Origin of the sequence: Apibacter mensalis, assembly GCF_001418685.1 — a bacterium.
GTDB lineage: Bacteria > Bacteroidota > Bacteroidia > Flavobacteriales > Weeksellaceae > Apibacter > Apibacter mensalis.
The window spans coordinates 133141-147033 of record NZ_LIVM01000002.1; the positions used below are offsets into that span (position 1 = coordinate 133141).

Sequence of the window (13893 nt, forward strand, 5' to 3'; positions counted from 1 at the left end):
GTTTTATTTATTATTATACAATTAATTAAATTTATGGACCTGTTACAACATAAAATACATGTTGTATTATTTTAACAAAAATTCTATTTTTAATTATGGAGTTAGACGATTCAATACAAACCATTCGAGAGTATATAAAAAATAAACATTCTAAGGATAATAGCGGACATGATTATTGGCATATAGAAAGAGTAGTAACCAATACCCAAAAGATACTTAATTACGAAAAGGCAGATCGTACTAAAGCTTTACTTTCAGCCTGGCTTCATGATATAGGAGATTATAAGCTCCATAATGGAACAGACCGTACTAAGGAATTGATATATCCTTTATTATCTTCTTTAGAGTATCCTAAGAGTTTCATTGAAGATATCATTAAAATTATAAAAGAGGTTTCCTATATGGGTGGATATAATACCCCTCCTACTTCTCCGGAAGCAAAAATAGTTCAGGATGCCGATCGATTGGATGCAATAGGTGCTGTCGGAATAGCCAGGGCATTTGCCTATGGTGGCAATAAAGGCAGGGTATTGTTTGATCCGAACGAAATGCCAACCGAATATACGGAGGGCACTTCCTACCAAAAAAATACATCATGCACGATCAATCACTTTTATGAAAAGCTATTGAAACTAAAAGACTTAATGAATACAGATATTGCTAAAAAAATGGCACAAGAAAGACATAGTTTTATGCAGAAATTTCTGGAAGAATTTTATAAGGAAACGGGATACGATAATTAAACATATTTCGTACAGTATATATACATTATGCTGAAACCACCGGGCATTACGATCACTATATCGCCATATAACCGGCAAATTGAATGAATATTTAGTTTAGTTTAAATTAGGTAAAATAATCTTTACTGCCTTAGTGGTTACTCAGTATATATTTTTTAAAATTTTAAATTAGAATTTATTCCTAACAGGTGCTTGTATTTTACTAATATTGGATTAACTTCCTGATCTAAAAATTCTTCTGTCTGTTCCGGAGCAAAGCCAATGAATTTGGCCGGGTTTATCAGTTTCAGCAATTTTTCTTTATCAATGTTTACATTTTCATCATTGATTATTCGATCAATTAAATCGTTTGACTTTCCTTCTATTTTAACTTTCTTGGCTGCGTCCATGGAATGTTTTCGGATAATTTCATGAAGCTTTTGCCGGTCTCCTCCGTTTTTAACTCCTTCCATAATGATATATTCAGTTGCCATAAATGGCAATTCTTCATTAATATGCTTTTGAATCATTTTAGGATATACTACCAGTCCGTCCAATATATTATTCCAGATTAGTAATATCGCATCTATGGCCAAAAATGCCTGCGGTATGCTCAATCTTTTATTGGCGGAATCATCTAAGGTCCTTTCAAACCATTGAGTGGAAGCTACCATGGCGGGTGAGGAAGCCAATGAGATCACGAATTTAGCTAATGAAGATATTCTTTCAGATCGCATTGGATTACGTTTATAAGCCATGGCGCTGGAACCGATCTGATTCTCTTCAAATGGTTCTTCTATTTCTTTTAAACTCTGTAACAGACGTAAATCATTCGTAAATTTATGTGCTGATTGTGCAATATTGGAAAGCACTTCCAACGTCTGAACATCTATTTTTCGGTCATAGGTTTGTCCGCTTACTTTAAAAACTTTTTTAAAACCAAATCTTTCCGATAATCTTCTGTCTAATTCCTTGACCTTTGAAAAATTCCCTTCAAACAATTCTTTAAAGCTGGCGGCTGTTCCGGTCGTTCCTTTTACTCCTCTGAAACGCAAATTTTCTAATCGAAATTCCAAATCTTCCAAATCTAATAATACGGATTGTAACCAAAGAGTAGCTCTTTTACCTATCGTTGTTAACTGTGCGGGCTGAAAATGTGTAAAGCCTAAAGTAGGATGGTCTTTGTACGTGAGGGCAAATGAATGCAAACCTTTAATTACATTGATCAATTTTATCTTAACCAGCTCAAAACCGTCGCGTATCTGAATAAGATCTGTGTTATCTCCTACAAAGGCAGAAGTGGCTCCTAAGTGAATTATGGGACGAGCTGCCGGTGCAACCTCTCCATAAGCATATACATGAGCCATCACATCATGTCGAAATTTTTTTTCGTATTCATCAGCCTTTTTAAAATCTATATCCGATACATGTTCTTTAAGTTCTTTTATTTGTTGTTCCGAAATATTCAAACCAAGCTCTTTTTGTATTTCTGCTAAGGCTAACCACAATTTCCTCCAAGTAGTAAATTTTTTTTCGGGAGAAAAATTGTACAACATTTCATCACTGCAATAGCGACTTTCCAAAGGGTTTTGATACTTGTCCATTTTATCTTCTTGATCTAATTCAAAAAATCAGCTCAAAAGTAAGGATTTAATTAAGATACTGTTTGAAAATTTTAAAATTACGAAAATTGAATTCCCAACTTTGTTTCTACTCTTTGAATAAATTCTTTGATTTAAAGGTTTTCACCAATATAAAAATGAGATAATAAGTGAATTATAATGTCCCTTTCCCGGCTAAGTTAACTAGTTTACTAAAAAAACTACTTTTCATTACAATAAGCCGGTAAATGAATATGAATGTGATTTTACTTCCGGCTAACCTCAGTAAAGCTTAAAGTTATTTTAGTTCCTTTATTTTCTTCGGACTCTATAGTATATTTTATATGATTTTTTTCTAGTATGCGAAGTGCTATGGATAACCCTATTCCCGTTCCTGAAAACTTTTCAGCATTATCCGCTCTATAAAACGGACGACTTATTTCGTTTAGTTGCTTATGGGGAATTCCAATTCCATGATCCTGTATCAACATATGTAATTTTCCTTCTTTTGCATAAAGCAGGATACGAACTAATTTTCTTTGCGAAAATTTAACCGCATTTCCAATTAAGTTAAATAAGGCCATAAATAATTGGGTTTTGTTTACATTTATATAAAGTAAATCTATGTTTTCGGATGTAATTTCTAGGGTATAATCTATGAACTCACTACAATCGGAATACTTATCCGATATACGTTTAATTATTTCAAAAATAAGTTCGTCAATACGAATCTGTTCAGAAATATCCGTATTCTTACGTAAATCGGAAACAATTAGCAGAATATCCAATATTTCCTGAAGCTGATGTATTTCCTCCATAAGTGTTTCAGCCAATGTATGATATTCTTTGGGTGACCGATTTTTCATGGAAAATACCTCCAAATTCCCTTGAATCGCCGCCAACGGTGTTTTAAATTCGTGTGATACATAATTTACAAAATTTTGTTGTATTTTAATTGAATCGGAAATTTTTCTAAGCAATTCATTAAAGGTTTCTGTAAGGTCATACAATTCGTCTTTAACTGTATTTCTGCTCGTCTTTAATTCCATAGGATTTCCGGGGGTCATATTTTTTACTTGGCTGATCGCTTCTCTTATGGGGCGATAGGCTATATTGGCTATATAACGATTTAGAAGTATGGTTGCCAATAATCCGAAAATAAAAGCGGATACTAATATTCCTATAAGGGGATGGATATATTGATATACATCTTGTTTATTCTCTTTAGCTATTATAACAAAATTTCCTTCATTGTCACTATAATACATTCCATAACATAAAAAGTTTTCTGTGGTGAATGTTAACTTCTCTTGATAACGTATCTTATTAATTACAGAGATAGGTACATCATGTATATTTCCATATTTTAAATGATTTTGATCGTCATATATTTCAAAATAGGGATTGTTAATTTTTTCATATTGTTTCTTAATTTTTTGAAATTCCTTAGCGCTTATTTCATCTTCTTCAAAAAAATAATAACCGATAATTTGAGCAGTCTTTTGTAAATTCCTATAAACGGAATTTTCAATGCTCCTTTTGTAAAAGCTGAATATCAGGAAAGCTACAATTATAAAAACAATTCCCCAAAATCCTGAGCTGAGCAAACTTAGACGTGTCTGTATTTTCATTATTCAGCTTATAAAGATTTAATTCGGTACCCTCTCCCCTTAATGGTTTCAATAATCTTTGTTTCAAACTCGCCATCTATTTTATTCCGTAAATAGGAAATATACACATCAACAATATTGGTATTTATATGATGATTAATTCCCCAAACACTGATAAGGATTTGTGTTCGTGAAACTACTTTATTTTTATTTTCAATTAAGAACTTTAGTAATTTGAATTCAAGATGGGTCAGAATAATTTCTTTATCTTTCCTGAGTATCTTATGTTCATCTAAATACATCTTTAGATCTCCGCAAACAAGTACCTCTGATGAAGATTCGTAATTCATCTTCCTTCTTCTGTCTAAAGCATGAATTCGTGCAACTAATTCTTTGAAGTGGAAGGGCTTGGTGAGATAGTCGTCAGCTCCATAGCTAAGGGCTTTCACTTTATCGTCAGGATCTCCTAAAGCACTAATTACTAAAACAGGAGTTGTTATTTTTTTATAACGGATATATTGCAACAGCTCCATTCCGTCAATATCCGGAAGCATAATGTCTAATAAGATAATATTCCAATTTGTATCATTCAAACGACTTCGAGCGTCTACTCCATTCTCAACCAAAGTGACCGAAAAGCCACTTTCTTCTAATCCTTGGATCATGAATTCACTTATCTTTTTATTATCTTCAACCAATAACAACTCCATATTTTACTTTTTGCTCTATAAAGTTACTATTTTATGATTTAATTTTTCTTTTCTTTCTGTAAGCAAAGTAAAAAACTTGCGGTAAAATAGTAAAGGATAAAAGCATACAAATGATAATGCCTCCTACAATCATAATAGCCAAAGGCTTTTGAACCTCAGAACCCATCCCATTGGACATAGCAGCCGGTAATAATCCCATCGATCCCATAAGGGCAATCATTAATACGGGACGTATCCTGCTTTTAACCGCACTGTCAATGGCAAGTCTTAAATTTCCCGTAGAATTCATCTTTTTCTTCATTAAGGCAATCAGCAAAATACTGTCAATGGCCGTAATTCCGAACAATATAATAAAGCCTATCCCTGCTGAAATACCAAAGGTAGTACCGGTTATCCATAGGGAGATAAAACCACCAATAAAGGCATAAGGCATGGCACTCGCAGCAATTAAGGTGTCTTTTATTGTTCTGAAATTCATATACAATAAGAACAAGATCAATAATAAGGCACAAGGAACAATAATCATTAAGCGTTGAGTTGCCCTTTGTTGACTTTCAAATTCTCCTGCCCAGACCATACGATTTCCACGTCCTAACTTAACTTCTTTATTTACTTTTTCTTGAGCTTCTTTAATTGTTGAACCTAAATCACGGTCACGAACACTAAACCCTACGCCTATATATCTGCTGCTTCCATCCCTATAAATAAAGGTAGGTCCGGTTACAAATTTTATATCGGCAATTTCTTTTAAAGGGACATGTTTTCCGTCCATGGTAGGAATTAGAATTTCCCCAATCTTATCCTCATTATCTCTGTATTCTTTTTGAAATCGTACTCTTACATCAAATATTTTTTCACCTTCGTAAAACTGGGTAGCTGCTTTACCTCCAATCGCCATTTCCACTACAGCTTGTGCATCTGCCATAGATACGGAATAGCGAGCCATACGATCTTCAGACAAACGGATTTGCAATTCTGGTAAACCAATACTTCGGAAAACATTAACGTCTTCTACTCCTTTAACTTTTTGTATTATGGATGCAGACTGATCTGCCAATTGCTCTAATTTTTGGAGGTTATCTCCATATATCTTAATTACCAATGAGCTTTTCACACCCGCAACATACTCCTCTACATTATCCTGTATAGGTTGACTGAAACCGAAAACGGTACCGGGATAAATATCCAAAGAATCTTTCATTTCTCGGATAAGCTCCTCTTTCTTAACTTTTTTCTTCCATTGATTTTCGGGTTTTAGCTGAGCATGGAATTCAATATTAAAGAACCCGGTCGGATCTGTTCCATCATTAGGACGTCCGGTCTGTGATAATACAAATTGAACTTCATCAAAACTCCTCAACTTCTTTTTCATCTGCTGGGTAATTTTTACCGATTCGTCAAGGTTAATGCTGTTCGGTAAAGTAGCTCGTATATATATTGCTCCTTCGTTCATACTGGGTATAAATTCCGTACCCCAAAAGCTAAATCTTAATATACAAAGCAATAATAGTATACAAAAGGTTATAACACTTCCTTTACGATGACGAGATGCAAATAGAAATACTTTGTATAAATTAGAAGAAAAGAATTTGCTGATTACATTTGATTTTTCTTTAACCGGTCGGGTCAGCAGAATTTTACACATTACCGGCACATAGGTAAGAGATAAGATTAATGAGCCCAGCAATGCATAGCCTAAGGTAAATGCCAACGGTGAAAACATTTTACCTTCCACTTTCTGAAATGAAAAGATAGGAAATAAGGCAACCACTAAAATAATTTGAGCAAAAAATATGTGAGAAGCTACTCCTCCTGCACTTTTTTTAATTAGTCCGCCTTTGGCTGCCTTCACAAAACGATCTTCTCCTAACTCTTCCGTTCTCTTTACCATCGAGACAAATATAATTTCTACAATTACCAGCGTACCCTCCAGCAACAATCCAAAGTCAAGTGCTCCCATGGATATCAAGTTAGCCGGAAGTCCTTGTATTCGAAGCATAATAATCGCAAACAAGAATGAAAGAGGAATTACAGTGGCTACAATCAGAGTTGTTCTCCAATTAAACAGGAAAATAAATACTACAATGGATACCAATGTAATACCTTCTATAAGGTTTTTCATTACCGTATGAACTGTTGCGTCAACTAAAGTTGTTCGATCTAAAAAAGGTTCGATTTTTACGTTTTCGGGTAATATACGATCATTTAAATCGGCTATTTTAACTTTTAAGTTTTTAATAACATCTCCGGGATTTTGCCCTCTCAACATCACAACTATTCCCTGAACTACATCATCTCTATCATCCAAACCTACCTGTCCTAAACGAGGTTTTGATGAAACGGATACGTTGGCAACTTGCTTTACTCGTATAGGAGTGCTTCCTTTTACTTCTATAAGTATATTTTCAATGTCTTTTATATTATCCAGCAAACCAACTCCTCGCACTACATATGCCTGACTTCCTTTTTGTATAACATCACCGCCTACATTTATATTACTTTTAGAAATGGCTTCGTATACTTCCAAAGGTGAAAGTCCATAATTTGCCAACTCTGTGGGATTAACTTTTATTTCGTAACATTTTTCTTCTCCCCCGAAACTTACGATACTGGCAACCCCGGGAACAGACAATAATTCTCGTTCCACTACCCATTCATTGAGTGCGGATATTTCACGAACAGGCAAATCACTTTTAATAGTATACCGGTATATCTCTCCTGTAGCACCGGAAGGAGGCTCTATAGAAGGATCAGCTCCTTCCGGAAGATTCATATCCTGCATACGATTCGAGGCATATTGCTGAGCAAAAAAATCGTCTACTCCGTCTTCGAAAATTACGGTAACCACCGAAAGACCAAATAGAGAAGTAGATCGTACCTCCGTCTTTTTTGGAATGGTATTCATTTCCTTCATTATAGGAAGGGTAACAAATTTTTCAATTTCCTCTGCACTTCTTCCCGGCCATTGGGTGATGATCCGTACCCTTGTGTTGGTAACGTCGGGATAGGCCTCAATAGGTGTGTTAAGATAACATACAATACCCGCGATAAATAATAGTACGCTAAGAAATAGTATTAATACGTGATTCCTTAATGAAAAGGCAATACATTTTTCAACAAACTTATGCATGTTTTGTTATTTGTTTTTTAAAGCTGAATAAATTAGTAATTGATTTTTAATCACTACATTTTCCCCGTTGGAAAGTCCTGAAAATATATAAGCGGTTTGTTCATTGTGACCTTGAAGCCGGACTTCTTTAACTTTGAATTTTTCTTTGGACTCTTCTACAATCACATAGTATTTGTCGTCATCGAAAATGAGTGCATTAATCGGAACCGATACTTTCATATTTTCCGTATTGTTTTTAAGCTTGATGGTCATAGACATTTCGGGCTTAAATTTCAAATTCGAATTTTCCATTACAATCCTTGCTTTTAATACTTTTTCTTCAGAATCAAAAACCTGAGAAACAGATTGAATGGTACCTTGAAATACCTCTCCGGGGTAAGATAAAGAACTCATTTCAACCGGTATACCTACTTTTACAAATTGCAAATTGCTTGCGTATACATTGGCAATCACCCATACTTTACTTAGATCTGCAACCGTGAAAATAGGTTCTCCATCCGGAGAAATCGTACTGCCTGAAGTTATATTCTTATTTATAATATACCCGCTCATCGGAGAAACGATTGAAGAGGTACCGTTAGCGTTGGATCCTATTACTGACATGTCTGTATGAACTCTTCCTAAAGCTGCTTCTGCTTGTTTTACTTTTGCTCTCGCTTCAACTAATTCGCTTTCGGAAAGCATGTTGTCTTTATACATGGATTCAGCGCTTTTTAGTTCTCTTCGAGCTACTTCCAATTCAGATTGTAAACCGGACTTTTCGGAGTGCAAAGAGTTTACTTCTAAACTTCGAACATTTGCCAATACTTGTCCTTGTTTTACTTGATCTCCCAAGGAAAAATAAGTTTTCGTAACCACTCCATTAATTAATGGAACATAATTTACAATCTTATCCGGATCGTATTCCACCTTACCGGTAAGGGTCAACTCTTCTTCTTGCGGCTTTAATTCCGCTTTAACTGTTTTTACATGTTTAAAAAATGACTGGTTGATCGCCTTCTCCTCTTGAACTTGTGAATATTTATCTTTGACATCAGTACAGGATATTGTAAGCGCAAGGACAGAAAGTATATATATATTTTTTTTCATGACATTTATCTTATTTCTTTTCCAACAGTATATTGTAATTCTTCAAATTGTATATAAAGATTTTTTTGTGTATGCAAAAGGGTTTCTTTATTAGTTTTATAAGCCTCCATGAAATCTGTAAACTCCAGCATACTTATATTTCTTTTCATCAAGTTTCTAGTATAAGCATCTAACATATGATCCAAATCCTCAGAAATATTTTCTTTTTGTATATCTTTATACAAATGATAAGTTTCGGAATAATTATTATAAGCTTCCGTGATTTCCTGTTGTGCGGTATTTACCATCTGTTTTGCTTGATATTTGCTTTGTTCCCTGTTAACTTGAGCTAATTTGACATTCCCTTGATTTCTATTAAAAAAGGGCAAGTCAAAGCTCACACCAAATCCTATAAAATCTTTCCACGGTGCACTTATACGATCGTAATTGATTGCAAAAGTAAGATCGGGTACTTTTTGTGATTTTTCATAAAGTAAATCTTTATTAAAATAGTCTATCTGAAGATTTGCTATTTTAATATCGGGTCTGCTTTCTGAAGCTTCTTCTAAAATCTTGGGTAATAAGATATCATCCGGATTTTTTACTGTGTTGTCTTCTTCTTGTATCTCCACCGTATCTATAGGGGGAATGTTCAACAAGGTTTTTATAATTTTTTGTTGCTCATTGTAATTGGTTTTTACCTCATAGATTTCTCCACTCAGTTCAAGCTGGGAAGATTGTAATCGAATAAGATCTTTTTTAGCTATATTTCCTTGAGCTACCTGATTCTTATATGCTACGATCAAGTTTGAGAATGCCTCTTGCTGATGGTTTAGTATTCTTTGGTAAGATTGTAAATAGATAAGTTCTTGCAGTGATTTTCTAACTTCCAGTTTTAAGCCCCTTAAGGTTTCTTCAAATTCCTGAATAGCTATTTCTTTGGAAACCTTTTCTCTGTTTATTAATTTTCCCCTTTTCCCGGCTGTCTTAATCATTTGACTAAGTTCCATTGTAAACTCTGTATTTTTAGCAAATTTTCCAAAGAGTGCCGGAATTTGCTCTTGTTCCCGTTGAGATTTTGTACTCCATAAGTTTACATCTCCCAATGAAAAATTAGGGTTATCCCATAGTTTTGCTTGTATAACAGCAGCATCGGCAGCGTCTATATTCATTTTTTCTGCTAATAGCTGTAAATTTTGTTTAAGAAACAAACCCTCCGCTTGTTCTCTAGTTAAACGAATTACTTCTGCTTTTTGTGCAAAAACTATACTTGTAAGGAAGGTACAAATCAGTAAAAAACCGTTTTTCCGCATTATATAAGTATTATTTTTTGTCTTAAGACAAATCTATTCCTCATAAATTAGAGGACGATTTAACCCAGATTATTTTTATATTAAGGGAACATTAGAAAAAAATTAAATAAAAAAATCGTTGAATATTAAATAGTAAATGTTAATTTTTATATACAGATTTTATCTTCGCAGAAGAAAAGAGGGGTTACCTACATATAAACGTTACATTTATTGAATTTTAATAATTTAAATACTGACTGTAAAATTTTCCTTTTCGTCTGCCTCCTTTCTTAAATCTAAACTTCTATAAATACTTTTTAGCTACAGTTATCCATTAAACAACCGGATTATCATTTATAATATAAAATATTATTTTAAATCAAAAAATTAGTATTTTTATATTGCAAATTTTAAAATAAATATTTACATTTGTATTCAATATTATTATAACATAATAGCATACTACTACACTAAAAAACTTATGTAAACAATTTTAGACATATATTTTAAAAATAATATCTAAAGAAAATGTTTAACACTATAAACTATATCAAAAATATCTTAAAAACTATTTAAAATCCTCAAATACATATTTATTTAACACGCAAATCATTAAATGCAACTTATTATATGAAAACTAAATTTATTTTTTTAGGGATGTTATCAATTCCCATTTTAGCATTGAGCCAGGTCGGCATAAATACTAATAATCCACAAGGGATCTTACATGTAGACGGTGGAAAAGATAATCCGGAATTTAATACGCCAAATACTGCTCAAGAAGCAAATGATTTTATTGTTACCTCTAATGGTAATGTTGGAATCGGAACCGTTACTCCCGATGCTTCTTCTATTTTAGAGCTGAATGTGGATGGACTTAATTCCGGAAGTAAAAAAGGTTTTTTAGGTCCTCGAGTAGCCTTAAAATCAAATACAGATACTATTACTATTCCTAAGCCAGCTAATGGTTTATTAGTATATAATTTAGGAACCGATCCCAATTTTGTATATACCGGATACATTTTTTGGAACGGTACAGAATGGAAGTCACTAGATGGTCGTACTCTTAATCCGGGTTCTATTCAAAATCTTACCTGTAATGGAGTAACTGCTATTCCAAGTTCATATACTGCAGGACAACCATATTCAGGATTTTTTACTATTCCTTATACCGGTGGTGATGGTGGATTATATCCTTCACAAACCATTGGGCCAGTAAATGGACTTACGGCAAAACTTGAGGCCGGGCAATTTAATATTGGAAACGGCGCATTACGTTATAATGTGACCGGAACCCCCACTGTAACTAGTCCTGGAGCGACTAAATTTAATGTTTCAATTGCAGGTAAAATTTGTGACGCTACTATTGGTGTAGGAGACGATGTTGCCCCCGGAGAACATATTTATTATAAAACATCTACTGGTATTAATTCCAGTATTGGTGATTTATCATCTAACCAATTCCAGAATTTCGCCAATTATTGGTTAAGTTATTATGTCAATGATTTGCCGGTAATTGGAGGTAAATTAAGATTGGATGCCTATTTATTAAGAGGAGCCAATAATTTGGGTGCGAACACCTCTTATAATCCCAGATTGGTGAATATTACTTCAAGTCCTGTTAAATTCTGGTATAGTGCGATTGCGAGTGCAACTTATAAAAGTAACTCCAACCTAGTATTAGCTCCAGGCGGATTTGTCAGCGTGGATGACGGTGTATGGGCTAATGTTGGAACCAATATGTTAACAAGTAATGGGGGAGCTTCCAATGTTATTCCGGGAATTTCAGACAATGAGGTAATAACTATTGATATTGCACTTGATAATAAATGGTATAAAGTCTATTATTTTGTATATATTGATAATATGGATACTTCTACTGATACAGATAACTTAAGGAAATTTTACATTTCAGTGCAGAGATTGTATTAAATTAAATCGAACATATACATATATTTTAAACTTACAAATGTAAATGAAATAGAAATTTAAAATCTATTATTATATATTACACAAGAAGGAATTCTATTCAACTATGAAAAGAATTCCTTTTTTTACATATACGAATGGATTATTTCACTGATGCCGTTTTCTCTTTTCCTGCTTCCCAAATTTTGTATTTGATTACGTACCCTTTAGGCGCATAAATTACTATCGGCAAATTACTGTTATATCTTACAATGGTTGACTCGGACGAAATAAATTTTTCCTTATTTACTACCTGTGGACATGCCATTAGTGTAGATACAGTCTTTCCTTCTGAAGAAAATTCATAAAAGTTATATCCCCAACCTTCCAACTCTTTTTCTTCAGTTCTTCCCATTAAAGTATGTTTATTACAATCTACTTTCATAATTTTTCCGGGAATAAGCTCTACTTTATACAAATCCTCATCGCTTTTTTTATCTAAAAAAATTACATAACGTACCATCCCCGGTTTGGCCTCAGGAAAGTTTGCCAATTCTTTTCCGGGATCATTATCTTCTTTATTTTTATACATGGTATCTACATTAGTATGAGTGAAAGATACTAATATACTTCCTAAAATAATTCCTGTCAAAATTTTTCTAATTGTTTTCATCATATTTAATTTAATACTTGTTATTTATTTATAGAGATGCTTTTTCATCTATTTTTCCATAAATTATTTTTTTTATTTTTAAAAAAACAACCCTAATACATGTTTAATTTATTGAATTTAAAAAACTTACAACTTTTAACATTCTATTTATTTTTTTAAGTAAAAGAGTAATTTGTCTTTCAAATACCGTTTCTAACTTATACTTTTATAGGTGGCGAAATATTTACCTGTATAAATTTCATTTAAAAATAAATATCAAGTTACCATCTCAAAGTTAGTTGTTTTTTGACAATTATATTGAAATATAATCATCCTGGAACACAATAAATTTAATGTATTCTTATTTTATTAAATAGCTTCAGCATCTCATTAATTCTTATTATTTTTACTTAGTGAGATTAATAACATAAATTTTTTCTCCATTTTATAAATTTACATGTAATGAAAAGACTATCTTTATTATTACTTTTTGAAATATTGGTTTCAATTTCCATTGGATTTCTCATGTCTAAAATGTCTTGGATAGGTCGTATGGGAATCAATTTATTTCGCAATGAATATAAAATTCTAAAGGTATGGTGGAAAACTGCTCTGATTGTTCTTAGCATCCAACTGTTGCTCATACTAATTCAATACATTATAAAACGTACGTGTAAGGTAACGATTTCCAAGCTTCTCTTCTTTTTATTTTTACTAAGCGGATGTATTGGGCTGGTTTACACTTATCATGATTTCTCAACGGTTTATGAACATAGAATCATGAAAGAACGTTTTCATTTGGGTGGATATTTATTTTGGATTGGCTGGATTGCCTCCAATCTGTATTTTCTTGTGACTCCCTATCAAAAAACTGTTCAAATTAATGACTAAAATATAAATCTATTTAGTTAACAGTCTCTAAAAAAACTAATTTTACTATCTATTGATTACCGTATCTATGAACGTATATTATATTTATAAAACTAAAAGTTACAACAGTTGATGAATTTGTTCAATTATTTTTTAAGAATTTAAATTCTGCAACATATATATGAACATCTCGTATAAATAATTTTGTTTACTTGATTCAACATTCGAACTTTTAATAATCCATACGAATAAAAATATTCCAATTATTTTAAACAGTCGAAACCATATATTCTAATAGGTTGCAAGTGTTCTTGGTACCTAAACTTTTAT

General features: G+C 32.8%; 10 protein-coding genes. 3 read left to right on the forward strand and 7 right to left on the reverse strand.

Features of this window, described 5'->3' with window-relative positions:
- Positions 1 to 95: 95 nt before the first annotated feature.
- The gene (locus tag ASC36_RS01920; protein ID WP_055424799.1) at positions 96 to 743 is read left to right on the forward strand and encodes an HD domain-containing protein; all 648 of its coding nucleotides are present in this window, start codon (positions 96 to 98) and stop codon (positions 741 to 743) included.
- Positions 744 to 898: 155 nt separating this feature from the next.
- On the opposite strand, the gene purB is transcribed toward ASC36_RS01920, so the two are convergent.
- The 6 genes from purB to ASC36_RS01950 all read right to left on the reverse strand — a co-directional run bounded on the left by purB (position 899) and on the right by ASC36_RS01950 (position 10154).
- The gene (purB, locus tag ASC36_RS01925) at positions 899 to 2326 is read right to left on the reverse strand and encodes an adenylosuccinate lyase (protein ID WP_055424800.1); all 1428 of its coding nucleotides are present in this window, start codon (positions 2324 to 2326) and stop codon (positions 899 to 901) included.
- Between the two features lie 263 nt (positions 2327 to 2589).
- A complete protein-coding gene (locus ASC36_RS01930) occupies positions 2590 to 3954 on the reverse strand; it encodes a sensor histidine kinase (protein ID WP_055424801.1) in 1365 nt (454 codons plus the stop codon).
- Positions 3955 to 3962: 8 nt separating this feature from the next.
- Complete coding sequence (locus tag ASC36_RS01935; protein WP_055424802.1) at positions 3963 to 4643, reverse strand: response regulator transcription factor; 681 nt, start codon at positions 4641 to 4643, stop codon at positions 3963 to 3965.
- Between the two features lie 31 nt (positions 4644 to 4674).
- On the reverse strand, positions 4675 to 7773 hold the full coding sequence (locus ASC36_RS01940; RefSeq protein WP_055424803.1) for an efflux RND transporter permease subunit: 3099 nt from the start codon (positions 7771 to 7773) through the stop codon (positions 4675 to 4677).
- Positions 7774 to 7779: 6 nt separating this feature from the next.
- A complete protein-coding gene (locus ASC36_RS01945) occupies positions 7780 to 8862 on the reverse strand; it encodes an efflux RND transporter periplasmic adaptor subunit (protein ID WP_055424804.1) in 1083 nt (360 codons plus the stop codon).
- 5 nt (positions 8863 to 8867) lie between these two features.
- Positions 8868 to 10154 (reverse strand): TolC family protein, encoded by a 1287-nt coding sequence (locus tag ASC36_RS01950; RefSeq protein WP_055424805.1) that lies wholly within the window; start codon positions 10152 to 10154, stop codon positions 8868 to 8870.
- A gap of 609 nt (positions 10155 to 10763) precedes the next feature.
- Here ASC36_RS01950 and ASC36_RS10890 point away from each other — a divergent pair.
- Positions 10764 to 12065, forward strand: coding sequence for a hypothetical protein (locus ASC36_RS10890; RefSeq protein WP_055424806.1), 1302 nt, complete (start codon positions 10764 to 10766; stop codon positions 12063 to 12065).
- A 139-nt stretch (positions 12066 to 12204) separates the two neighbouring features.
- On the opposite strand, the gene eco is transcribed toward ASC36_RS10890, so the two are convergent.
- Positions 12205 to 12717 (reverse strand): serine protease inhibitor ecotin, encoded by a 513-nt coding sequence (eco, locus tag ASC36_RS01960; RefSeq protein WP_221400555.1) that lies wholly within the window; start codon positions 12715 to 12717, stop codon positions 12205 to 12207.
- 438 nt (positions 12718 to 13155) lie between these two features.
- On the opposite strand from eco, the gene ASC36_RS01965 reads away from it, so the two are divergent.
- Positions 13156 to 13584 (forward strand): hypothetical protein, encoded by a 429-nt coding sequence (locus tag ASC36_RS01965; RefSeq protein WP_073961185.1) that lies wholly within the window; start codon positions 13156 to 13158, stop codon positions 13582 to 13584.
- The last annotated feature ends 309 nt before the right edge of the window (positions 13585 to 13893 follow it).